Origin of the sequence: Ornithinicoccus hortensis, assembly GCF_006716185.1 — a bacterium.
GTDB lineage: Bacteria > Actinomycetota > Actinomycetes > Actinomycetales > Dermatophilaceae > Ornithinicoccus > Ornithinicoccus hortensis.
In genome coordinates, this window is sequence record NZ_VFOP01000001.1 from 1,718,832 (window position 1) to 1,741,538 (window position 22,707).

Here is a 22,707-nt window from a genome sequence, read left to right on the forward strand (position 1 = left end):
CGTGGACGGCGCGACCGGTGACGCCGTCAGTCGCTGCCGCCCGGCCCTGGTCGGGCGGTGGGCGCCGCTTGCGTGTCCCCGCGGCTCAACTGGACCTCCATCTCGTGTGCCAGCGGCACCGTACTGATGGGCGGCACCGCCTCCCCGGGAGCCATCCCGCGACGGTTGGCGCCGCCCTCCGTGCGGTGCCAGAGCTCGAGGTTCTCCAGTGCTGCCTTGGTGTTGACCCACCAGTCGTCGAGGACGAGTGCCAGTTCCTCCTCGAGGATGCTGGCGCCCTCCTCGACCCGTGCGCCCGGCGGTGTCGACTGATCAGCGTCCGGCCGTGCACCGTCGGGTCCAGCGCCGCCGGGCCGAGCGCCGCCCGCCCGAGCACTGCCCAGGTGGTCGAAGGAGGCGTGCTCGATGGCGATGTCGAGGTCCTCGAGCTCCAGGTCGTTGTCCTCGCCGCGGATGAGACGGGCCAACTGGTCCCGGAACCAGCGGTAGCCGGCATCGGAGGCATCGGTCGACGCGGCGGTGGCGTGGGCCCAGTTCTGGGGCCGGGTGGTGTACTCCCGACCGGTGGGGCTGGTCCACCTCACCTCGCCGTCCGGAGACATGAGCGCGACCCACAGGGCCCGGGTCTTGGCGTCGTGGTGGAACTCGCACAGGCTCTCGATGTTCCATGTGCCGGTCAGCGGCTCCTGGCCGTCGGGCGTCCAGGGCATGACGTGGTCGCTCTGGGTCCGCATGGCCGGGCGCTGGCAGCCCGGGAAGCGACAAACTCCGTCCCGCGCCCGGGTGTGTTCCCGGACCGCGGCAGTGGGGCGGTAGGCGTGGCTGGACTTCTCGATGAGGTGTCCGTCGAGCGGGTCGGCGACGAGTCGTCGCCAGACGGACCCGGCGGTCAAGGCGGCCTGGCGTGCGCGTGCCGCGCTGATGCTGCTGAGGCCGGGAAGGTCGCCGATGCCGTTGCTCAGGCCCAGCAGCGTCTCCAGCGAGACCACGATGTCCACGTGGGCCGGAGGTAGCTCGCCGAGGTCTCGGTATCGCACCGACGGCCGTGCCTCCGCGCCCGTGACGTGCTCCGGCGGCTGGCCGACGTCATCCGTGGTGTGTGCGTCGTCGGTGACGTCGGCGTCTTCCTCGACGGTGGGTGGGATCGTGCCGAACTGGAGGAGATCCAGGGCGACGTCCGAACGCAGTTGCGCCAGGGTGCGCGGGTCGTCTCCGCAACGCTTGGCGGCCCTGGCTATCCCGTCGATGCGGGTATGCGCGGCGACGACCCGCTCCACGGCGCCGGTCGTGCGGACCTGCCCGGTGCCGTCGTCCTGGACCCGGGAGGTGGAGTCCCGCTTGTCGAGGGCCCGCTGGTCACGTTTGCGGGCCAACTGCGGCACCGCGCTGATCTGCTTCTGCACGGCCCGCTGCAAGGCCTTGTTGAACGACTGGAGGGACCGGCGCGTCCCGCCCGGGCGTCGTGCCAACACCGTCCGGGCGATCTCAGCCCGGTCCGCGTCGGGCAGCAATTCCGTGGCGTCCAGCACCCGCCAGGCCCGGTAGGAATCTGCCCCGCCGTCCGCGAGCACCTCGGCGATGGCCCCCTGGAGCAGCGGCGGTGCGGTGGCCAGGTCGATCAGCTGACCGGTCGCCCGGGCCCCCTTGCCAGTGGTGGTCTCGAGTTCGGTCTGCGTGGCCTTTCGCACGTCCCGGTGCCAGCGTTGCTGTTCGGCCTTGGTCAGTTCCTCGTGGGGAACCGTGGGTCTGAACCGTTCGGCCATGGCCCGGTGCAACTGGCGCGTTGCCCCGGCGGCCACACCGTCGAGCCAGCCGTGGAGGCACTGCACGGCTTCCACCGTGTCGCTGTGGGCGCGGCCATCGTCGGTGCGGAAGGGGCCCTGACCCAGGACGTGCAGCAGGAGGGACTGGAGCGCGTTCGTCACCTCGCCCGTGACACCGGCAGCAGTCAGCCCTTCTACGACGACCGCCGTGGCCTCCACGAGTTGCTCGTCGGCCGCAGAATCGGCCTCATGCTCGTTCGCAGTCTCCGTCGCGGTGGCCTCCGTGGCGGCGGTTGGGGACTGGTTCGCCTCTGGCCCCCGGTAGATCACATGTGACTCCATGCTCCGACCCCCTCGATCTGATCTGGTTCCACCGTAGGAGGGAGGTCTGACAGAGCGGCTCGGCGTCCGTGCAGTGTCGGGAGCGAGCGACGTATTGGTGGGGCCTGACCTGCGGTGTCCTCGAAATGGGGACAGATCGCCCGACAGGGGGTTGCCCGAGTTGAGGACGGCGGTCGTCGCGCCGGCCGCCGCACGGCCAGTGGGCCCCGCGTCCACCAGCTGTGGTCCGTCGGCTCCGCGGGGATGTGCTTGGGTGCGGGAGAAGGCTCGGAGTCGTTCCGGTGGCCATCAGCCGGTGTCCTCGTCACGAGGACACCGCAGGTCAGCACGCCTGAAAACTCCGCACTCCAGCAGCAGCCGCCGGATCGAGGTCTCGGGGACCCCGATGGCCGGCTAGGGCCTGGAAAGTGAGCGCGTGACCTCGACCGTCCGTCCCGGCCGATCGAGCCCCCGCCAGCTGGACTCCGCCTGCGCAACGCCGTCGACGAGTCCAACATCTGTCCCCGATCCGAGGACATCGCTGGTCAGCAGGCACAAGTTCACAGGGCCGAGCACCGTGTCGACACCCGGAACAGCAAGCGGCCCCGGACAGAGGAGATGATCGACCGATGCACTGCCTGTCCACCGTGACCGACGAGTCCACCGGCGAGGACCGACAGCAGGACCTGGGACCGGCCCTCCAGCGGGACGGGAGCCTCGCGACATGGTGACTGCCGACCTCATCCCGGCCGGTCTGCGCGAACTCGTCGTGCGCCACGTCCCCGGCCCCGGGATGCCGGAAGGTGGGGTGTGGCTCGAGGGGCTGCCCCGGCTGGTGGACAACCTGTTGCAGGACTGGGACCTGCAGGTCGACGGTGCGGCGATGCACGGCTACAGCGCCCTGGTGCTGCCGGTGCGACGCGAGGACGGGACGCCAGCGGTGCTGAAGGTGGTCTGGCCGCACGAGGAGGGGCGGGACGAACATCTCGCGCTGCGTGCCTGGGACGGCCGGGGCGCGGTCCGGTTGCTGGCCGCGGCACCGGCACGGTGGGCGCTGCTCCTGGAACGGCTCGACCACACCCGGGACCTGGGCAGGGAGCCGGCCATTGTCGCCTGCGAGGAGATCGGGACGCTCCTGACCCGGCTCGACCGGCCCGCTCCCGCCTGGGCACGGACCCTGTCGGACCACCTGGGCCAACTCGTGGACGACGCGGACCGGGCCCTGGCGGCACACACCGCCTTTCCCCGTCGCCTGCTGGAGCAGGGCCGCGCCCTCGCGCGGGACCTCGCGACCGAGCCCGACGTGGACGCACGACTGGTCCACGAGGACCTGCACCAGGAGAACGTCCTGTGGCGGCCGGACCCGGGGGAGTGGGTGGCGATCGACCCGCACGTGGTCGCCGGCACCCCCGCGTATGCCGTGGCGCCGGTCCTGTGGAACCAGTGGGACCAGGTGCAGCGCGCCCACGACCCCCGCGTGCACCTGGGGCTCCGCGTGGACATCCTCTGCGAGGCCGCCGGCATCGATCCGGACCTGGGCCGCAGCTACGCCATCGTCCGGATGGTGCGCAACGCGCTGTGGACGCTCGCGGCGCCGCATCCCGGGACCGAGCACGAGGTCACCCAGGCCGTGACGATCATCAAGGCAATGCAGCCGGCGTGACGCGGCACCGCGGGCCGCAGCCTCGCCCTGCTGGAGGGGACGGTGTCGGTGGGCTGTGCCAGGGTGGCGACATGAGCACACCGACTGATCCGGTCACCCCCTACGACGCGACCCACGCGGAGGGCCTGCAGGACTGGCGCTACGGGTTGGGGGCCCTGCTCGCCCGGTTCGAGACCGGCGACTTCGCCACCGGGGCGGCGCTCGTGCAGTCCATCGCGGAGGTGGCCGACGAGTTGAACCACCACCCGGACGTCGACCTGCGCTACCCGTACGTCCTGGTGCGCACCACCAGCCACGACGTGGGGACAGTCACCTCCCGCGACCTCGAGCTGGCCCGCCGGATCAGCGCGTTGGCCGCGGAGGTCGGTGCCCCGCCGAGCCCGCACGAGGTGTCTAGCCTGGAGGTGGGCATCGACACGGTCGACGAGGACGCCATCCGACCGTTCTGGGCAGCGGTCCTCGGGTACGAGACCACCGACGACGGGGACCTGGTCGATCCCACGGGCCAGCGGCCGGCGATCTGGTTCCAGGAGATGGACCCGCCGCGCACCGACCGCAACCGGATCCACTTCGACCTGACCGTCCCGCACGACGTCGCCGAGGAGCGGCTGGCCGCGGCCCTCGCCGCGGGTGGCCGGCTGGTGTCCGACGACCGTGCGCCGGCGTTCTGGGTGCTCGCGGACGCCGAGGGCAACGAGGTCTGCATCTGCACCTGGCAGAACCGGCCGAGCAGCGGCGGACCGAGCGCGGGTTCCGGACAGGGGTGAGCCCGGATGCAGCCCCGTGACGGTCAGATCGTCCTCAGCCCCACCGACGTCACACGGCACGTGGCGTGCCCGCACACGACCACGCTCGACCTGCAGGTGGCGCAGGGACGGCTGCAGCCCCCTGCGGACGGGGTGGACGACCAACTCCAGCTGGTCTTCAGCCAGGGCATGGCGCACGAGCAGCGCTACCGCGAGGCCTTGGCCGACCGTGGCCTCCGGGTCGTGGACATCCCGGAGCGGGCCCCCGGGACGGCCGAGGGGTCGGGGCGTCCGCTCACGTTCGCCGAGCGGGAGGACCTCACGTTGACGGCGATGCGGGAGGGCGCCGACGTCATCTACCAGGGGGTGCTGTTCGACCGGTCCTGGCTCGGGATCGCCGACTTCCTGCTAAAGGTCGATCGGCCCAGTGACCTGGGGGACTGGTCCTACGACATCGCCGACACCAAGCTGGCCCGCCGGCTGAAGGTCCCGGCGCTGCTGCAGATGGCGGGGTACGCCGCGCGGCTCGAACAGCTCCAGGGCGTGGCGCCGCAGCGGCTCGTGGTGGTCACCGGCGACGGTGCCGAGCACCCGTGGCGGCTGGAGGACGTCGACGCCTACGCCACCCGGGTCCGCGACGACCTCGAGACGACCATCACGGATGCCGCGGAGCTGCCTCCCACCGAGCCGGTGCCGTGTGCGTTCTGCGACCAGTGCCGCTGGAAGCCCCGCTGCAGCGCCGAGTGGGAGGCCGCCGACGACCTGTCCCTGGTGGCCGGGATGCGACCGGATCACCGTGCGGCACTGATCGCGGCCGGCACCACGACGGCAGCCGCGCTGGCGCGGGCCGCCGACGAAGATCTCGCGAGCCTGACTGCGGCGACGGGGCAGCGGTTGCGCGCCCAGGCCCGCCTCCAGGTGCAGGAACGGGAGACCGGCGAGCCGGCATACGAGCTGTTGCCCGCCCAGCCGGGCAAGGGGCTGCAACTGCTCCCGGTGCCCGACGAGGGCGATGTCTACCTCGACTTCGAGGGGGATCCGTTCGCTGCGGACGGGGCCGGTCGGGAGTACCTGGCCGGCGTGTGGACGCGCGACGAGCAGTTCCTGAGCTGGTGGGCCCACGACGCCGACCATGAACGGGAGATGGTCGGCGCACTGCTGACCTGGCTGAACGAGCGGTGGCAGCAGTTCCCGGACATGCACGTCTACCACTACGCCAACTACGAGCAGGCGGCGCTGAAACGGCTCACCGGACGGTATGCCGTGGCCGAGACCGAGCTCGACATGCTGTTGCGCGGAGAACGCTTCATCGACCTGTATGCCGTGGTGCGGCAGGGCCTGCGGATCAGCAAGGGGTCCTACTCGATCAAGAAGGTCGAGGCGTTCTACTGGGGGCACACCCGGGAGAAGGGAGAGGCCGAGGAGGTCTCGGACGCGCTGGACTCGGTGGTCAAGTACGAGCGGTGGCTGGCGGACGGACGCACCGACGCCTCGATCCTGGAGGAGATCCGCAGGTACAACGAGGAGGACGTCCGGTCCACCTGGGCGCTGCACGAGTGGCTCGAGGAGCGGCGCACGGAGCTGGCGCAGCAGGCGGAGGGCGACCTGGCCCGGCCGGTGGGCAAGGAGCAGACGGAGGCCAAGGACAGCGAGCTGACCCAGCAGGAGAACGACCTGGCTGGTCGGCTCGGCGATGCGGGACACGACCTGCTGGCGGGCTGTGTGGGCTGGCACCGGCGGGAGGACAAGGCGGAGTGGTGGGAGTACTACCGCACGCCCCTGTTGTCCGACCAGGAGGTGTTGGAGGACGCCTCGTTGATCGGTGGGTTGGGGGAGCCGGTGGAGGTCGGGGCGGAGAAACAGTCCCTGGTCTGGCGATACATCTTCCCGAAGCAGGAGGCGAAGATCTCCGTCGGCGACAAGGTCCACGACATCGACCTCGAGCCGGGCACGGGGAACCGCCCCATGGCCGGCACCGTCCACGCGGTCGACACGGAGCAGGGCTGGCTGGAGGTGCGACTGCACAAAGGCAAGCCGCCCCGCAGGGCTCGCGGGTTCGGTCCCGGCGGTCCGATCGCAGCGGGCGTGCTGCGGGAGTCGCTGCTGCGCACCGGGGAGGGCGTGCTCGCAGGTGAGGAGTCGCTGGCCGCGGCCGTGCTGGAGCGACGCGTCCCCGCCGACCTGGCGGTGCGGGCGGGGGAGACGGCGACAGATGCACTGGTGCGGGTCGGCCGGTCACTCTCCGGCGAGGTGCTCGCGGTGCAGGGTCCGCCCGGTGCGGGCAAGACCTTCGGGGGTGCACGGCTCGTGCGGGAGCTCCTCGACGCCGGCCTGCGGGTCGGTGTCACTGCGCTGTCGCACGCGGTCATCGGCCACTTCCTGGAGGGGGTGGACCGGCCCGCGGTCCGCAAGCTCAGCAAGGCCGCGGCCGCCTCCGAGGAGCCGGGTGGCCAGATCCGGCCAACGTCAGACAACGCCGTGCTCCTCGAGGCGCTCGGGCCCGGCGGCGAGCGGCTCGTGGGTGGGACCGCCTGGGTGTGGGCACACCCGGACATGGCCGACTCGGTCGACGTCCTCGTCATCGACGAGGCGGGACAGTTCTCCCTGCCGATGGCGCTGTCGGTGGCCCCAGCGGCACGGTCGATGGTGCTGCTGGGTGACCCGCAACAGCTCACCATGCCGAGCAGTGCGCAGCACCCCGAGGGCGTCGGGGTGTCGGTCCTGGAGCACCTGCTCGCCGGGCACGAGACGATCACATCGGACCAGGGGATCTTCCTGGACCGGACCTACCGGATGCACCCGGAGATCACCGACTTCGTCTCCGGGATGTCCTACGACAACCGGCTCGATTCGGTGCCCGGACTGGAGCTCCAGGAGGTGCACGACGTCCCGGGGCTCTCCGGGTCGGGGATCCGCTGGGTCCCGGTCGAGCACGAGGGATTCGGCTCCGACAACGAGATCGAGGCCAGGATCGTCGCTGATCTCGCCGAGCGACTGCTCCGGGGCACCTGGACCGACAACACGGGGGGCCGGGCCCCGATCGGGCCGGAGGACATCCTGGTGGTGGCGCCGTACAACGCCCAGGTGGACCTGTTGCGCAGCGTGCTGCCGGAGGGCGTCCGGGCCGGGACGGTCGACAGGTTCCAGGGCCGCCAGGGGGTGGTGGTGCTCTACTCGATGGCGTCCTCGAGCGCCGTCGACGCCCCCCGTGGGGTGAACTTCCTCTACGACACCCACCGGTTCAACGTGGCGGTGTCCCGGGCGAAGTCGCTCTCCGTCGTGGTGGGCAGCCCGGCGCTCCTGGACGCCGCGGTCAACCACCCGGAGCAGTTGCGGATGGTCAACGCCCTGTGCCGGTTCGTCGACCGTGCGACCTGGGTATCGCAGGACGAGGCGGGACTCGGTCAGCCGGCGCTTCGTTAGCCGCCGCGGGTCGCCTTCGAGTCCGTCGCGGGGGAGCAGGTGTCGATCCCACCGACGACGAACCGCCCCTCCGATGTCGTCTCGAGGTGGAGCACCGCCACGACTTCTCCGACGTCGTCGATCCGGTGCCAGACCTGTGCCACACCGTTGCCGTCACTGCCGGGCGGTGCCTCGACGTCACGCCCGTCCGGGACGGGGTCGCCGGGGCCGGTCTCCCCGGAGACGAAGGAGGCGATCGCCTCCTCGGGGGTGTCGTCTCCCATCCCGGGTTCGAAGGCGTAGTCGATCGAGGCGGACTGCACCAGGTCGCATCCCAGCACCGCCCGGGGCGGACCGGCTGTCGGCGGCGGCGTGGTCGTCCTCGTCGACGGGGTCGCCGTGCTGGCGTCGTGGGAGTGTGCGCCGGGCCCGGTGGCCGTGCCGCACCCGCCGAGGGCGACCGCCAGCGTCGCCAGCCCGAGGGCCAGGCGGGGCCTCGTGTGCCGCACGTTCATGCCCGATGATCGGCCCCGGGCCGCGTGCGGGTCAACGCCTCTCCACAGGCCGACCCCGATCCGTCGCGCGACGGGACACGCTGTCGGCATACCCTGACCCGGGTGATCGACCTGATGAGCGGGGCAGACGCGGCGCGTCGCCAGTCCCTGCGACGGATGCGTGTCGTGGCGACCGGCCTGCTGGTGCTGGCCGCGGTGGTCTTCCTGCTGACGCTGGGCCGGGACGGCGTCTGGGGCTACGTCCACGCCGCGGCCGAGGCGGGGATGGTCGGTGCGATCGCCGACTGGTTCGCGGTGACCGCGCTGTTCAAGCACCCGCTCGGGCTGCCGGTCCCGCACACGGCGATCATCCCGCGGCGCAAGGACAGCCTGGCGCTGAGCCTGGAGCAGTTCGTGACCGAGAACTTCCTCACCGGTGAGACGATCCGGGAGCGCTACCTGGGCGCCCAGGTGGCCGGCCGGCTGGGTAGTTGGCTGTCCCGGCGCGAGAATGCCGAGCGCATCGTGGCCGAGGCGGCCCCCCTGACCAGGCGGGCACTGGAGCGCATCCGCCCGGATGACATGCAGGCCTTCATCGAGCAGACCCTGCTGCCCCGGGTGCGGACCGAACCGCTCAGCCCGCTGGCCGGCCACCTCCTGGAGGCCGTGGTGGAGGACAAGGCGCACCGGGGTCTGGTCGACATCGCGGCGCGCGAACTGCATACCTGGCTGGAGGGACACCCGGACGAGGTCGCCTCGATCCTGGCCTCGCGGGCCCCGTGGTGGTCACCCCAGTGGCTCGACGAGAAGGTGGTGGCCCGGGTGTATGCCGAGCTGGTCGCCTGGGCGGCCGAGGTGCGGGCCAACCCGGAGCACCGGGTGATCCTGGCGCTGGACTCCTACCTGGCCGACCTGGCCGGCGACCTCCAGCACGACGAGGTCACCATGGCCCGGGCCGAGGAGCTGAAGCTGCGGATCCTGGAGCACCCGTCCGTCGGTCCGGCCGCGGTCGCCCTGTGGGAAGCGGTGCGGGTGGCGCTGGTGGAGGCGCTGGAGTCGCCGGAGGGGCACCTGCGGGTCCGGTTGTGCCGGGAGCTGCAGGAGTTCGGCGCCCGGGTCGTCGACGACGGGCCCTTGCGGGCCCGGCTGGACGAGTGGGGTGCCGACGCGGCCGTCGTGCTGGTCGAGCGCTACGGCGCCGAGCTGACCACGGTGATCAGCTCCACCATCGAGCGGTGGGACGGGCAGGAGGCGGCCGCCAAGATCGAGCTCCACGTCGGACGCGACCTGCAGTTCATCCGGATCAACGGCACGGTGGTCGGGGCGTTGGTCGGGCTGGTGCTGCACACCGTGTCGCAGCTCCTCTGAGCCGGCGGGTCGGACAGCCTGTGGACGACGGGCACGCGGGTCGGCGCGGATCGGCACGATGGGTTGGCATGACCTTCGAAAACCTCCCCGAGGACTGGCCGACCCGGTCACTGTCCCACGCAGGCCTCGCCCGCGATGTGCTCGACCTCGTCGTCTCGAACAGGGACCGCGACGGCGGCGGCATCTCCATCCTGTTCTGCGGTGCGACGGGCCGGCTCATGCAGCCGGTCTTCATCACCGACGCGACGCCGGAGCAGGACCTGTCCGCCGGGATGCCGGTCGTCAGGGTGGCGACCTCCGCCCTGGGCCCGGACCCGGAGGGACCGGTGGAACCCCAGCCGCTCCGCAGCGGCTCGGTCCTCTTTGCGCTCGTGCGCCGGCGGGGTGGCGTGACCGATACCGACCGGGCATGGCACCAGCGGGTGATCGAGGAGTGCCGCGACGCGGGCCTCCGGTTGCTCGGAGTCCATCTCGTCACGCTGGACGGCGTGGAGACGCTGCCCGCGTTGCCCTCGTCGGCCGGCGCGCTCCGGCCGGGAAACGTCGCCTGACCACCCCGGGAGGACCCCGCTGCCCGTGACAACCGGGCCGCCGTGCGCCACAGTGATCGGGTGGTGCACCGGCGAGGGAGCGTGTGGGGCGGCACGATCGCGTGTGTCGTGCTCCTGGCCGCCTGTGGACTGGCGACCGAGGATCCGCAGGTCCCGAGCACCCCGCCGCAGGACGACCTGTCCAGCCCGAGCGTCACGTCCACCCCGACACCCTCCGGCACCGGACCGGACTCGACCTCCGGGCCCCCCGCTACCTCCGAGCCGAGCACCACCCAGCCCACCTCCACGACGACGGGCGGCACCGGGCCCACCACGTCGACGGGCGCCCCCGACCTGGAGGGTTTCCTGCCGCCGGGGGAGCAGTCGGTGCAGGACCCCACGGGTCAGGTGGACCTGGTGGTCTCTGACGTGCGGGTCGGCGCGCAGCCGGGGTTCGACCGGGTGGTCTTCGACCTCGCCGGGACGGGGACCGTGGGGTGGCGGGTGGAGTACACCGAGGAGCCGGCCCAGGACGGCAGCGGTGCGCCGGTCGACCTGGCCGGCGACTACGTGCTGGCGGTGCATATCCAGGGGACGGGCCTGCCCGGGGCGGAGGAGACGGTCTACGACCCGCCGCAGTTGCTGGTGCCGGGGACCGGCCTGACCGAGGTCACCGAGGTGCTGCGGCTGACGCCCTTCGAGGGGCAGCTCAACGCCTACATCGGCGTCGCCTCGGAGCAGCCGTTCCGGGTCAGCCGGCTGGACGGGCCCGAACGGCTCGTCGTGGACGTGGCCCACGGCTGATCGGGCCGGCCGCTCTGACGTCAGTGGTCGCCACTCGTCGGGGCCCACCCGCCCTTGGTCTCATACGTCGTCTGGTCTCATATGTCGTCGGTGCCGGTGTCGAAGCCGGTGAGGATGGCATCGAGGGTGGCGTCGAAGGTGCTGGTCCGTGGCCCGGTCCCCTCCGCGGAGCGGACGGCGTCCGCCAGCTCGGGGAACTCGTCCAAATCCAGGCTGGCCAGCAACCGCAGCCGCGCGGTCGAGCCCTCGCCGGCGTCGCCACCCATCGCGACGTGACCGACCACGAACCCGATCACCGCGTAGACAAGGTCCAGCGCGCGGTGCGCCGGCATCCCGGACGTGCGGGCCACGGCGACGGAGCGCTCCAGCGCCGAGAGCGCGCTCGGCGTCACAGCCGGTCTGCTGAGCACCACCGGCACCAAGTTGGGGTGGGCCAGCAGCGTGTCCAGGATGCCCCGTGCGTGGCGGCGCACCACCTCCCGCCACGGTTCACCCTCGGTGGGCTCCGGCAGGGAGGCCAGGAAGAGCTGCTCGACCAGACCATCCAACAAGGCGTCCTTGCTGCCGACGTGGTGATACAGCGCCATCGCCTCGACGCCGAGTTCCGCCCCGAGTCGGCGCATCGACAGTGCGGCCAACCCCTGCTCATCCACCAGCGTCACCGCAGCGGCGAGGACTGCGTCCCGGGTTAGCCCCGCATGTCGTCCACGCGCTCGTCCAGCTGGCGCGGCGGGGCCTCGTCGATCGGCGGTGGCGGGGGAGCCAAATCCCGTTGACATGTTCTACAGCGTATATCTAACGTTGCTCGACGTTGTGCTTTACGACGTAAAACGTGCGTCGCGTGATGACCGGCATGACGGAGGGAAGAGGAAACGTGGAGCGGAAAGAGATGACGGCACCCGGGCTGCGCGCACTGTGGATCGGGGCCGCCCTGACGATCCTGGCGGTGGTGTTACCCCTGCTCGATCTCGTGACCAGCGACATCGTGGGGGACCACGTGCGTTCGGCCTACCCCCAGTGGGCGGCGGACACCGTGGCGACCGAGCGGATGGCCATCGTCGGATGGCTCGCGGGCAGCAGCGGGCTGGGACTCGCCGGGTGGTGGATGTCGATCAGGGGTGTGCGCCGCGGCAAGCGGTGGGCGCGGCCGGTCGCCACGACCTGGTTCGTGCTGGGGGCCATCGTGGCCTGCATGGACGTGTCGATGGGTGGTGCGGCCTACGCCGTCATCGTCCCGACGGTGTTCGGCGTGATCAGCGCCCTGCCGGCGGTCGCCGGTGCGGTGGCGACCGTCCAGGTCTGGCGGTCCATCCCGGTCCGGTCCGGTGTGGCAGGGGTCACCACTCCGTCGGTTTGACCGGCTGGTGCACCCAGACGTCGAAGAAGGTCGTCAGGTCCTGACCGGAGACCTCCTCGGCCAGCGCCTCGAAGTCGGCCGTCGTCGCGGTGCCTCCGCCGTAGGTCGCCACCCACTGCTGGGCCAGTTCGAAGAACGCGTCGTCGCCGATCTCGCCGCGCAACGCGTGGAGCGTGGCGGCGCCGCGGTCGTAGATGGCCCCACAGAAGAGGCAGAGCGAGCCCGGGTCGGCGACGACGACCGACCAGAACCCGTTGTCCGCCGGGATCGCCATGACCTGCTCGAACGACTCCTGCGCGGTGGCGTCGCCGTCGTGCTCGTTCCACATCCAGGTGGAGTAGCTCGCCCACCCCTCGTTGAGCCAGATATCGGCCCAACGGCCCGGGCTGACGTGGTTGCCCATCCACTGGTGCGCCAGCTCGTGCGCCACCGTGCCCTCGCGCGCCCGCACGCTGAAGAAAGAGCGGGTCTGCGTCTCCAGGGCATAGCCGACCGAGTCGTCGTCGACGATCGCCCCGTAGGACACGAATGGGTAGGGGCCGTAGCGCTCGGCGAAGAACTCCAGCATCTCCGGGGTCCGTGTCAGGTCGGCCGAGTTCGCCGGGGGCAGCGCCGGGTCGATGGCGTCGATGATCGGTATGCCGTCCGGTCCGGTCGTGGTGGTCAGCTCGAAGTCGCCGACGGTCGCCGTGGCCAGGTAGGCGGCCATCGGGTCCGGGGCGTCCCAGGTCCAGGTGGTCCAGCCGTCCTCGGAGGACTCGTCCTCCAGCACGCCGTTGGCCACCGCGACCAGCCCGTCCGGCACGGTGATCTCGAAGTCGTAGGTGGCCTTGTCCGTGGGATGGTCGCTGACCGGGAACCAGGTCGCCGACCCGTCCGGTTCGCTCACCACCATGGCGCCGTCCCGGGTGGTGACCCACCCGTAGAGCGCCCCCTCGATGTCGGTCGGTCGGGTGGTGGTCGCCTCGTAGAAGACCTCCACCTCGACCTCCTCGCCCTGGTGCAGCAGGCCACGGGCCCAGACCTGCAACTCGTTCTCGACCTGGGCGAAGCGCGTGCGCTTGCCGTCGATCCGGACCTGGCTGACCTCCGGGCCGCGCAGGTCGAGGTTGAAGCGGCGCAGCTTCTCGGTGGTGGTCAGCCGGATCGTCGCCACGCCCTCCAGGTGGCCCTCCAGCGGTGCCGGGGCGGCCTCCGGTGGGGTATAGGTCAGGTCGAGGGAGTAGTGGTCGACGTCGATCCCGCCGTTGCCGGCGAGCGGGAAGTACGGGTCGCCGGCGCCGTCGTCGCCGAGGACGGGGCGTCCCTGCTCCGAAGGTTGGGCGCGCTCCGCGGGTTGGGCGCGGTCGGGCTGCTCGCCGGGGGCTGCGCCGGCCGCGGTGGTGGCCAGGCCCAGGCAGAGGACGAGGGCGGCCGCGGCGCTGGCGCGGCGACGGGAGGGGGAGACGCGGGGTGTGGAGCGGCGGGCGGGGGAGGTGCTGCCGAGAAGGTCCATCCCAACGAACCTAGTCCGGAATGGCCGATCCCGCACCGGATAACCGGAACCGCAGGCGGGGCAGGACCCGGCCGGGGATCGATCCGCTCGGCGAGTCCCCGACCTGTCGGGCCCCGTGGTGACGGTAGAAGGGAGCGGCCCCCGGATCGGCGTCGAGCTCCAGCGTCGTGAAGCCGGCCGTGGCCGCCTGCTCCAGGGCGGCCCGCAGCAGGAGACCACCCAGGCCGGTGCCGATGTGCGCCGGGTCGACGAACAGGGCGTCGAGCTCACCGACCGGGGGAGTGCCGGAGAAGCGGAAGAAGCCGGCCGGGGTGCCGCCCGCGGCATCCACGACGCCGAATTCCACGACGCCGAACCCGCCACCCTGCTGCGGAGCCCCCGCACCCGCGATCTGCTCCGCGGTGTAGGTCAGTTCGGCCCGGCAGGCCTCCAGGAACTCGGCGTCGTAGCCCCAGTGGGCCTTGGACCGCAGTGCCAGCGCCGACAGCGCGGCGGCCTCCCGGGGTGCTGCTGGTCGGACCCGGATCGACATGCGCCCCATGCTTCCAGGTTTTCGGGTGTGCGAGCAGCCCGGGGATTTGTCAGGATGGGCCCATGCCCGAGCACGCCCGCCCTCCTCGGCGTGCCCGTCGACCGGGACGTCGCCCGCCCAGGCAGGGCGGCGACCCCGCGGCCAGGGCGGAGCGCCTCGCCCGACGCCGGGCGCTGGTGCCGACCGGGATCGACTACCCGGCCGACTTGCCGGTGGTCGAGCGCCGGGACGACATCGCGGGGGCCATCCGGGACCACCAGGTCGTCATCGTGGCGGGCGAGACAGGGTCGGGCAAGACCACCCAGCTGCCCAAGATCTGTCTGGAGCTCGGCCGCGGGGTGAACGGCACGATCGGGCACACCCAGCCGCGCCGGATCGCGGCCCGTTCGGTGGCCGAGCGGATCGCCGAGGAACTGGGCGTGGAGACCGGTGGCGTGGTCGGCTACCAGGTGCGGTTCACCGACCACTCGACCAGGGACACCCTGGTCAAGGTGATGACCGACGGCATCCTGCTGGCCGAGCTGCAGCGCGACCGGGAGCTTCGCCGCTACGACACGCTGATCATCGACGAGGCGCACGAGCGCAGCCTCAACATCGACTTCATCCTCGGCTACCTGCGCCAGCTGCTCCCGCGCCGTCCGGACCTCAAGGTGATCATCACCTCGGCCACCATCGACGTGGAGCGTTTTGCCGAACACTTCGCCGACGGGGAGGGGTGCCCGGCACCGGTCGTCGAGGTGTCCGGGCGGACCTACCCGGTCGAGGTGCGTTACCGCCCCCTGGTGCGCCCCGGCCCGCCGGCGAAGGACGGCACCCCGACCACCGTGGACGTCGACCAGGTCACCGGGCTGTGCGAGGCCGTCGAGGAGCTGTGGACCGAGTCCCCGGACGACGGTGGGCCCCAGGACATCCTGGTGTTCTGTTCCGGCGAGCGGGAGATCCGGGACGCCGCCGACGCCCTCGCGGGTCTGAACCTGCCGGCCACCGAGGTGCTCCCGCTCTACGGCCGGCTCTCCGCGGCCGAACAGCACCGGGTGTTCTCCCGGCATGCCGGGCGCCGGATCGTGGTCTCCACCAACGTGGCCGAGACCTCGCTCACCGTGCCGGGGATCCGGTATGTCGTCGACACCGGCACCGCGCGGATCTCCCGCTACAGCCAGCGGCTGAAGGTGCAGCGCCTGCCGATCGAACCGATCAGCCAGGCCAGTGCCAACCAGCGCTCCGGCCGGTGCGGGCGCCTCGCCGACGGCATCGCGGTCCGGCTCTACTCGGAGGAGGACTTCGCGTCGCGACCGGAGTTCACCGACCCCGAGATCCTGCGGACCAACCTGGCCAGCGTCATCCTGCAGATGACCAGCCTGGGACTGGGAGAGATCGCCGCCTTCCCCTTCGTCGAGCCGCCGGACTCCCGCCAGGTGGCCGACGGGGTGCGGTTGCTCACCGAGTTGCAGGCGATCGACCCGGACGCCCCGGTCCACCTCCCGCGCAAGCGGCTCACGGCATACGGCAGGGCGATCGCCCAGCTCCCGGTGGACCCGCGGCTGGCCCGGATGCTGATCGAGGCCGAGCGCAACGGTGCGCTGCGCGAGGTGCTGGTCATCGTGTCCGCCCTGTCGATCCAGGACCCCAGGGAACGGCCGACCGACAAGCAGGCGCAGGCAGACCAGTCGCACGCGCGCTTCCGGGAGGGGGCCGACGACTCCGACTTCCTGACCATCCTGAACCTCTGGCGCTACCTGAAGCGGCAGCAGAAGGAGCTCTCCGGCAGCGCGTTCCGGCGGATGTGCAAACGGGAGTACCTGCACTACCTGCGGGTCCGCGAGTGGCAGGACCTGCACACCCAGCTCAAGCAGGCGTGCAAGCAGGTCGGGCTGGGCCTCAACGACAACGACGCGGGACCGGACGCGATCCACCAGTCGCTGCTGGCGGGCCTGCTCTCGCTGGTCGGGCTCTACGACAGGGACAAGCGCGAGTACCTCGGGGCGCGCGGCGCCCGGTTCCACCTCCAGCCGGGTTCGGCGCTGTTCAAGAAGAACCCCGACTGGGTGATGACCGCCGAGCTGGTCGAGACCACCCGGCTGTGGGCGCGGGTCAATGCGCGCACCGACCCGGCCTGGGTGGAGCGGGCGGCGGGCCACCTGGTGAAGCGCAGCTACTCCGAGCCCCGGTGGTCACGCAGCCGCGGCAGCGCGATCGCCGACGAACGGGTGACCCTGTATGGCGTGCCGCTGGCCGCCGGTCGCGCCGTCCCGCTGGGCAGGGTGGACCCGGAGACGGCCCGCGACCTGTTCATCCGGCACGGACTTGTCGAGGGCGACTGGGACACCCGGCACGACTTCTTCCACGCCAACCGCAAGCTGATCCGGCAGCTGGGCGAGCTGGAGGCGCGGGCCCGCCGCCGCGACATCCTGGTCGACGACGAGACCCTGGTCGAGTTCTACGACCAGCGCATCCCGGCCGAGGTGGTGTCCGGGGCCCACTTCGACACCTGGTGGAAGCGGGCCCGGCGGGGGGATGCCGAGCTGCTCACCTTCACCGAGGACCTGCTGGTCAGCGACGGGGCCGGCCGGGTCAGCGACAGCGACTACCCGGGCACCTGGCGACAAGGCGACCTGGAGCTCCCGCTCACCTACCAGTTCTCACCCGGATCCGACGCCGACGGCGTGACCGTGCACATCCCGATCGAGGTGCTCAACCGGCTCACCCCCGACGGGTTCGACTGGCTGGTGCCCGGACTGCGCGAGGACCTGGTGACCGCGCTGGTCAAGGCGCTGCCGAAGGCCACCAGACGGCACTTCGTGCCCGCCCCAGACCACGCCCGGCGGGCGCTGCGGGCGATGGGCCCGGAGGGCGGGTCGGGGCCGATCGACGAGGCGCTCGCCGACGCGCTGTCGGCCGACGGCCCGGTGCGGGTCGATCCGGACGAATTCGACTGGGCCAGGGTGCCGGACCATCTGCGGGTCACCTTCCGGGTCGAGCGGCGCGCCGACCCGGCCGGGCGTCGGGGTGGCCGGCCGCGGGGCCGCGTCGAGGTGCTCGGCGAGGGCAAGGACCTCGCGGCCCTGCAACAGCAGCTGGCCCCCCAGGTCCGCACCACCATGGCCCGGGCGGCCGCCTCCGTGGAGAAGCAGGGGCTGACGACCTGGGACTTCGGGGTGCTGCCGGAGACCTTCGAGCAGCAGGTCGGGCCCCGGACGGTGCAGGGCTACCCGGCCCTGGTCGACACCGGGTCCGCGGTCGACATCCGGGTGCTCGGCACCGCCTCGGAGCGGGACCGCGCCACCCGCCTGGGCATCCGCCGGCTGTTGCTGCTCAACACCACGGCGCCCTGGAAGCGGCTGTTGGCGCTGCTGACCAACCAGCAGAAGCTGGCGCTGGGCAACAACCCGCACGGCTCGGTGCCCGCGCTGCTGGAGGACGCGCTGGCCTGCGCGGTGGACTCGGTCGTCGCGGAGATGCCGGGCGCCACGGTCCGCAGACCGGAGGACTTCGACGCGGCCCTGTCGCAGGTGCGCCAGCAGGCGGTGCCCCGGGTGCTGCAGATCGTGGAGAACCTGGTGCCGGTCCTCGACACGGCCCGGGAGGTCGGGCTCGCCCTGACCCGGCTGACCAGCCCGGCGGCGGCGGACCTCGCCACCGACCTCAGGCGCCAACTGGACCAGCTGGTCCGGCCGGGCTTCGTGGCCGACACCGGGTACACGCGGCTGCCGCACCTGCGGCGCTACCTGGCGGGCATGGCCGAGCGCCTGGAGAAGGGGCCGCAGGACGTGCGGCGCGACGCCGATCGGATGGCGACGGTCCACCAGGTCGAGCAGGAGTATGCCGACTTCCTGGCCCAGCTGCCCCCGCACCGGCGGACCGATCCGGACGTGGTCGACATCGGCTGGCAGCTGCAGGAGCTCCGGGTCAGCCTGTTCGCCCAGCGTCTCGGCACGCCGCAGCCGGTCTCGGCCAAGCGGATCTACGCCGCGATGGACCGCGCGGAGGACGCCACGGCGTGAGTCGTGCGGTGAGTCGTGCGGCGGGCCGTGGGGGACGGGCGTCGTGGGAACGGACCCCGGGTCGGTAACGTCTGCGTGTCATGAGACGAATCACACGGATGCGGCGGGCGGTGACTGCGGTCGCGGCGGGTGCCGGGCTGGTCCTGGCGCTGGGGGCCTGCGGAGACGGCGAGGACACGGAGGGCGACGCGGGGGACGGCGGGGACCCGGTCTCGCAGACCGGTGGCTCCGACGGCGCCGCGGGGTCCGAGGGCACCGACACGGACGCGGCGACCGCCACGGAGGGGGCCGACCCGGCGGCCGAGGAAGTGGCCGGTGCCCGGGCCGGTCTGGCGTCCTGGCTGGAGGAGAACAAGCCGGAGACCGCGCAGACCAGCACAGACATCCCGGACTGCCCCGCCATCACCGTCGAGCGGATGGAGGAGGCGTTGGGGGCTGCCGGGCACGAGGGGGTCTCGTTGGCCAGCTGGGGCACCGAGATCGAGTGGAGCGAGTACGAGGCGCTGCACCCCGACCTGATGGGGATCGTCTGCGGCGGGGACTCCGACGGGGACACCCACGACTCGGAGTTCGGGACGGCCAGTGGCGTCTTCGCGGTCGACCTGGCGGGCAAGTCCGACTTCGAGTCGCTGCTCAGCGCGCTGGACGTGGCCGACGCCGACAGCGTGCAGCCGCCGGAGGAGCTGGGCGGCGACCTCAGGACCGCCTGCTTCGAGGACGGTCCGCCGTTCTGCGTGGCCATCTGGCACTCCGACGGGCTGGTGCTCGGGACGAGCCTGATCGCCGACGACGCGGACGAGGAGGCGGTTCAGGCCATGTTGGTCGACCTCCTGCCCGACGTGCTGGACAGCCTGGCCCAGGCCTGACCGGCCTCAGTCGTCCAGGTCCACCACGACCACGCTGACGTTGTCGATCCCGCCGGCCGCCAGCGCGGCCCCCGTGAGTGCCTCGCACGCCGCCTGCGGGTCGCCCTCGGCCAGGAGCGATGCGATCTCGGGGTCGCACAGGTGGATGGTCAGGTCGTCGGTACACAGCAGCAGCCGCCCGGAGGCGGCGACCGTCAGCGTGTCGGCCTCCGCGGCCGGTCCCGCGCCGCCGAGACGCCGGGTGAGTTTGGACTGCCCCCAGTGGTCGTGGGCCTGCTCCGGGGTCAGTTGCCCGGCGGCCAGCAGCTCGGCCGCCACGTTGTGGTCGGTGGTCAGCCGGTGCAGGGTGCCGTCGACCAGGTGGTAGGCGCGGCAGTCGCCGACCCAGGCGCCCTCCACGGTGTCCGGCGCGTCCGGGCCGCCCAGCCGGGCGAGGACGGCGACGCAGCCCATGTCCGGCATACCGGTCTCGACACCGCGCGCGGAGACCCGCTCGTGCCCGACCCGGAACGCATCCGGGAGAGCGTGGGCCCAGCGGCCGTCCTCGCGCCGGGCGCCAGCATGCTCCAGCAGGGCCTGCGTGGCCGCCTCGGCGGCCACCTCACCACCTTCGTGGCCGCCCATGCCGTCCACCACGACCCACAGGCCGTCACCGACGGCGAGGGCGTCCTCGTTGCCCTCCCGGACCAGTCCAATGTGCGTCGCACTGCCTACCCTCATGGGCCCAGTCTGGACCGTGTCGCGGCGACCGCGGGAATCCTGGGCCGTCCGCGTTCGTTGACCGACCCGAGAACACCTGCCCGATCGGAGGGGACCGTGTCCGCTGCTACTGCCACCAAGGCCCTGCGCTGGGGGGCGCTCGCCGCCGTCGCACGCGCCATCAAGTCGGCGAGCTCGCCGGACGCCCCGAGCCTGTGGACCCGGCTCGCGGCGCTGCCCCGGATGGTGCGTGCCATCCGGCGCGGTGACTACACCGGGGCCGACCTCAGCCGCGTCCTCCTGATGATGGGCGCCGTCGGATACGTGGTGTCGCCGATCGACCTGATGCCCGAGGCGGTGCTGCTGCTCGGCGGGTTGGCCGACGACGCCGTGGTGGTCGGCTGGCTGGCCGTCACGGTGATCCGCACGACCGACGACTTCCTGGACTGGGAGCGCAACCGGCAGGCGGTGCCCGGCGAGGTCATCGGCTGACCCGAGGCCACCGGCCGACGCGGGGTCGCTACTGGCCGGCGGCCGACGCCTCGTCGCCCAGGTCTGTGTCGCCGTCCTGGTCCCCGTCGACCGCGCGCACCTGCTCCTCGGTCGGTGCGGTGCGGCCCAGTTCCACCGGCAGCGGGGCGGCCTCCTGACCCAGCACGTGCTCGGTCAGGAAGGCGCTCACCACCTCGTACCAGACCCTGGCGTGCTGCGGTGACAGGATCCAGTGGTTCTCGTTGGGGAAGTAGAGGAAGCGGTGCGGGGAGCGGCCCTCGTCGTCGGCGGGGAGGCCGGACGCGCTGAGCAGCTCGTACCAGAGCCGCAGGCCCTCACCGATCGGCACCCGGTAGTCCTTGTCGCCGTGGATGACCAGCACCGGCGTCACGATCTTGTCCACGGACAGGTGCGGGCTGTTGGCCTCGCCCATCTCGCGGGTCATCTCCCGCTGCCAGTAGAAGGCCGCGTCCGTGGTCGGCCCGAACTGGTCCAGCGCCCACAGCGAGGCGTGCGTGACGATCGCCTTGAACCGGTCGGTGTGCCCGGCGACCCAATTGGCCATGTAGCCGCCGAACGAGCCGCCCATCGCCGCCGTCCGGGTCTCGTCGATGTCCGGCCGGGCCACCACGGCGTCGGTGATCGCGAGCAGGTCCTCGTAGGGCGCACCGCCCCAGTTGCCCCACCCGCGCTGGATGAAGTCCTGCCCGTAGCCGGTGGACAGCGCGGGGTCCGGCAGCAGCACGGCATACCCCTGGGCGACCATCAGCCACGGGTTCCACCGCCAGGTCCAGGCGTTCCAGGAGCCGAGGGGGCCGCCGTGGATCCACAGCAGCATCGGGGCGGGCCCGTCGGTCTCGGGCAGCGCCAGCCAGGCCCGCACCCGGGTGCCGTCGGCGGTGGTGGTCTCCACCTCCTCGAGGCGACCGGGCAGTTCCGGGCGGGCGACGGGACCCTGCAGCGCGGTGGTCTCACCGGTCTCCAGGTCGATCCGCACCACCTCCGCCGGGAAGGCGTAGCTGCTGCGCACGGCATACCCGGTCGTGCCGTCGGGTGACACCACGAAGTCGCTGTATGCCGAGTCGTCGGTGGTCACCGCGGCCACGCCGCCGGTGGCGGGGTCGATCCGGAACACCGGGCACCGACCGTTGTCGTCGGCCAGGGCGAACAGGGTCGTGCCGTCGGGCGACCAGGCGACGGGGCTGGCCCACCGGTCCCAGTCCTCGGCGAGGGGGCTGAGGCTGCCGTCGGCCAGGTCGAGCAGGGCCAGCAGGGGACGGGGCGCGGTGTCCGGCGTGCTCTTGCCCTGGTGGACGACCACGGCGTGCGTGCCGTCCGGGCTGACGGGTCCGGGGGCGAACTCCCGACCCTCCTCGTCCAACAGCACCCGACGCTCGCCGGTGGTCAGGTCGATCCGTTCCAGGACGCTGCGCTGCTCGCCGCGCGCCTCCGGGCGGGCCACCGCGGCCAGCGCGAAGGTGCCGTCCGGGCTCAGCTGGACCGAGCCCGCGCCGAGCCGGTTGCCGATGCCCTCGGTCACGTCCCGCAGTCGCAGTGGGGCGGTGTGGTCCAGCGTCGTCGGCATGGTCGGCTCGTCCGACTCCTCGGGCTCGGCGACGAACAGGTGCGGCGCCGCCGGTCCGAGGTCGGCGTCCCAGAACCTGACCGGGTAGCCGTCGTGCAGGATCGCCGCGACGCCGCCGTCGGTGCGCACCTTGTGGATCGCGGCGTGGGCGGACTCGCTGTCGGCACCGGGGTAGGAGGGGGCGGTGACCAGGACCGTGGCCGCGTCCCGGGCGCACTGCACGGCGGAGACCCCGCCGGGACGGGAGAGCACGACGCGGGCCTCCCCACCGTGGGTCGGGACCTGCCACAGGGCGGCCTCCGGCTGCTCCTCGTCGGAGTCCGGGTTCGGCCGGGACGAGGTGAAGTACAGGTCCCCGGTGCTGCTGAACGTGGCGCCGGCCTCGCCCTTGCTGCTGCGGGTGATCCGGTGGGCCGGGGCCTCACCGGTCGGGTCGACCTCCCAGAGGGCCGTGGCATACCCGGTGCCCTTGCGGGTGGTCGTGGCCACGGTCGTCACCAGCCGTGACCCGTCGGGGCTGAGGGCGAGGCCGGAGAGCCTCGGGTAGGCGACGTACTGCATCAGGTCGTGGAAGACGGTCGTCATGACT

Annotated in this window: 17 protein-coding genes; 10 read left to right on the top strand and 7 right to left on the bottom strand. The window is 72.2% G+C overall.

Going from position 1 to position 22,707, the window contains the following annotated elements:
• Nucleotides 1–26: 26 nt before the first annotated feature.
• Nucleotides 27–2,105 (bottom strand): HNH endonuclease signature motif containing protein, encoded by a 2,079-nt coding sequence (locus FB467_RS18715; protein ID WP_194288304.1) that lies wholly within the window; start codon nt 2,103–2,105, stop codon nt 27–29.
• A 703-nt stretch (nt 2,106–2,808) separates the two neighbouring features.
• Between FB467_RS18715 and FB467_RS08000 the strand changes: the two genes are divergently transcribed.
• The 3 genes from FB467_RS08000 (at nt 2,809) to FB467_RS08010 (ending at nt 7,916) form a co-directional block, all read left to right on the top strand.
• Complete coding sequence (locus FB467_RS08000) at nt 2,809–3,747, top strand: aminoglycoside phosphotransferase family protein (RefSeq protein ID WP_141784631.1); 939 nt, start codon at nt 2,809–2,811, stop codon at nt 3,745–3,747.
• Between the two features lie 71 nt (nt 3,748–3,818).
• Nucleotides 3,819–4,514, top strand: coding sequence for a VOC family protein (locus tag FB467_RS08005; RefSeq protein WP_141784632.1), 696 nt, complete (start codon nt 3,819–3,821; stop codon nt 4,512–4,514).
• Nucleotides 4,515–4,520: 6 nt separating this feature from the next.
• Nucleotides 4,521–7,916, top strand: a complete 3,396-nt coding sequence (locus tag FB467_RS08010) for a TM0106 family RecB-like putative nuclease (protein ID WP_141784633.1) — start codon at nt 4,521–4,523, stop codon at nt 7,914–7,916.
• Here FB467_RS08010 and FB467_RS08015 read toward each other — a convergent pair.
• Nucleotides 7,913–8,410, bottom strand: coding sequence for a hypothetical protein (locus FB467_RS08015; RefSeq protein ID WP_141784634.1), 498 nt, complete (start codon nt 8,408–8,410; stop codon nt 7,913–7,915). The genes FB467_RS08010 and FB467_RS08015 overlap by 4 nt on opposite strands.
• 102 nt (nt 8,411–8,512) lie before the next feature.
• On the opposite strand from FB467_RS08015, the gene FB467_RS08020 reads away from it, so the two are divergent.
• From FB467_RS08020 to FB467_RS08030, 3 genes are all read left to right on the top strand, one after another.
• Nucleotides 8,513–9,757 carry a DUF445 domain-containing protein gene (locus FB467_RS08020; protein ID WP_342354708.1) on the top strand — a complete coding sequence of 415 codons (1,245 nt, stop codon included), beginning with the start codon at nt 8,513–8,515 and terminating at the stop codon, nt 9,755–9,757.
• Nucleotides 9,758–9,825: 68 nt separating this feature from the next.
• Nucleotides 9,826–10,308, top strand: coding sequence for a hypothetical protein (locus tag FB467_RS08025; protein WP_141784635.1), 483 nt, complete (start codon nt 9,826–9,828; stop codon nt 10,306–10,308).
• A 60-nt stretch (nt 10,309–10,368) separates the two neighbouring features.
• Entirely contained in the window at nt 10,369–11,091 is a 723-nt protein-coding gene (locus FB467_RS08030; RefSeq protein WP_141784636.1) for an AMIN-like domain-containing (lipo)protein, read from the top strand.
• Nucleotides 11,092–11,168: 77 nt separating this feature from the next.
• On the opposite strand, the gene FB467_RS08035 is transcribed toward FB467_RS08030, so the two are convergent.
• Nucleotides 11,169–11,870 (bottom strand): TetR/AcrR family transcriptional regulator, encoded by a 702-nt coding sequence (locus FB467_RS08035; RefSeq protein WP_141784637.1) that lies wholly within the window; start codon nt 11,868–11,870, stop codon nt 11,169–11,171.
• Nucleotides 11,871–11,935: 65 nt separating this feature from the next.
• Here FB467_RS08035 and FB467_RS08040 point away from each other — a divergent pair, with 65 nt between their 5' ends.
• Nucleotides 11,936–12,448 carry a hypothetical protein gene (locus tag FB467_RS08040; RefSeq protein WP_141784638.1) on the top strand — a complete coding sequence of 171 codons (513 nt, stop codon included), beginning with the start codon at nt 11,936–11,938 and terminating at the stop codon, nt 12,446–12,448.
• On the opposite strand, the gene FB467_RS08045 is transcribed toward FB467_RS08040, so the two are convergent.
• Both FB467_RS08045 and FB467_RS08050 read right to left on the bottom strand, forming a co-directional pair.
• The gene (locus FB467_RS08045) at nt 12,429–13,943 is read right to left on the bottom strand and encodes a M1 family metallopeptidase (protein ID WP_141784639.1); all 1,515 of its coding nucleotides are present in this window, start codon (nt 13,941–13,943) and stop codon (nt 12,429–12,431) included. The genes FB467_RS08040 and FB467_RS08045 overlap by 20 nt on opposite strands.
• Nucleotides 13,944–13,953: 10 nt before the next feature.
• Nucleotides 13,954–14,475, bottom strand: a complete 522-nt coding sequence (locus tag FB467_RS08050; protein WP_141784640.1) for a GNAT family N-acetyltransferase — start codon at nt 14,473–14,475, stop codon at nt 13,954–13,956.
• 62 nt (nt 14,476–14,537) lie between these two features.
• Between FB467_RS08050 and hrpA the strand changes: the two genes are divergently transcribed.
• The gene (hrpA, locus tag FB467_RS08055) at nt 14,538–18,476 is read left to right on the top strand and encodes an ATP-dependent RNA helicase HrpA (protein ID WP_141784641.1); all 3,939 of its coding nucleotides are present in this window, start codon (nt 14,538–14,540) and stop codon (nt 18,474–18,476) included.
• 80 nt (nt 18,477–18,556) lie between these two features.
• On the top strand, nt 18,557–19,342 hold the full coding sequence (locus FB467_RS08060; RefSeq protein WP_141784642.1) for a hypothetical protein: 786 nt from the start codon (nt 18,557–18,559) through the stop codon (nt 19,340–19,342).
• 6 nt (nt 19,343–19,348) lie between these two features.
• On the opposite strand, the gene FB467_RS08065 is transcribed toward FB467_RS08060, so the two are convergent.
• The gene (locus FB467_RS08065; protein ID WP_141784643.1) at nt 19,349–20,062 is read right to left on the bottom strand and encodes a PP2C family protein-serine/threonine phosphatase; all 714 of its coding nucleotides are present in this window, start codon (nt 20,060–20,062) and stop codon (nt 19,349–19,351) included.
• A 96-nt stretch (nt 20,063–20,158) separates the two neighbouring features.
• Here FB467_RS08065 and FB467_RS18720 point away from each other — a divergent pair, with 96 nt between their 5' ends.
• The gene (locus tag FB467_RS18720; protein ID WP_228393100.1) at nt 20,159–20,533 is read left to right on the top strand and encodes a YkvA family protein; all 375 of its coding nucleotides are present in this window, start codon (nt 20,159–20,161) and stop codon (nt 20,531–20,533) included.
• Nucleotides 20,534–20,561: 28 nt separating this feature from the next.
• On the opposite strand, the gene FB467_RS08075 is transcribed toward FB467_RS18720, so the two are convergent.
• Entirely contained in the window at nt 20,562–22,703 is a 2,142-nt protein-coding gene (locus tag FB467_RS08075; protein ID WP_141784645.1) for a S9 family peptidase, read from the bottom strand.
• Nucleotides 22,704–22,707 lie beyond the last annotated feature (4 nt).

Bases quoted from the DNA above. Each gene is read 5' to 3' on its own strand.
- hrpA (WP_141784641.1), top strand. From the start codon at position 14,538: ATGCCCGAGCACGCCCGCCCTCCTCGGCGTGCCCGTCGACCGGGACGT.
- FB467_RS08035 (WP_141784637.1), bottom strand. From the start codon at position 11,870: ATGTCAACGGGATTTGGCTCCCCCGCCACCGCCGATCGACGAGGCCCC.
- FB467_RS08075 (WP_141784645.1), bottom strand. From the start codon at position 22,703: ATGACGACCGTCTTCCACGACCTGATGCAGTACGTCGCCTACCCGAGG.
- FB467_RS08065 (WP_141784643.1), bottom strand. From the start codon at position 20,062: ATGAGGGTAGGCAGTGCGACGCACATTGGACTGGTCCGGGAGGGCAAC.
- FB467_RS08005 (WP_141784632.1), top strand. From the start codon at position 3,819: ATGAGCACACCGACTGATCCGGTCACCCCCTACGACGCGACCCACGCG.
- FB467_RS08000 (WP_141784631.1), top strand. From the start codon at position 2,809: ATGGTGACTGCCGACCTCATCCCGGCCGGTCTGCGCGAACTCGTCGTG.
- FB467_RS08050 (WP_141784640.1), bottom strand. From the start codon at position 14,475: ATGTCGATCCGGGTCCGACCAGCAGCACCCCGGGAGGCCGCCGCGCTG.
- FB467_RS18715 (WP_194288304.1), bottom strand. From the start codon at position 2,105: ATGGAGTCACATGTGATCTACCGGGGGCCAGAGGCGAACCAGTCCCCA.
- FB467_RS08015 (WP_141784634.1), bottom strand. From the start codon at position 8,410: ATGAACGTGCGGCACACGAGGCCCCGCCTGGCCCTCGGGCTGGCGACG.
- FB467_RS08045 (WP_141784639.1), bottom strand. From the start codon at position 13,943: ATGGACCTTCTCGGCAGCACCTCCCCCGCCCGCCGCTCCACACCCCGC.
- FB467_RS08040 (WP_141784638.1), top strand. From the start codon at position 11,936: ATGACCGGCATGACGGAGGGAAGAGGAAACGTGGAGCGGAAAGAGATG.
- FB467_RS08010 (WP_141784633.1), top strand. From the start codon at position 4,521: ATGCAGCCCCGTGACGGTCAGATCGTCCTCAGCCCCACCGACGTCACA.
- FB467_RS08060 (WP_141784642.1), top strand. From the start codon at position 18,557: ATGAGACGAATCACACGGATGCGGCGGGCGGTGACTGCGGTCGCGGCG.
- FB467_RS08025 (WP_141784635.1), top strand. From the start codon at position 9,826: ATGACCTTCGAAAACCTCCCCGAGGACTGGCCGACCCGGTCACTGTCC.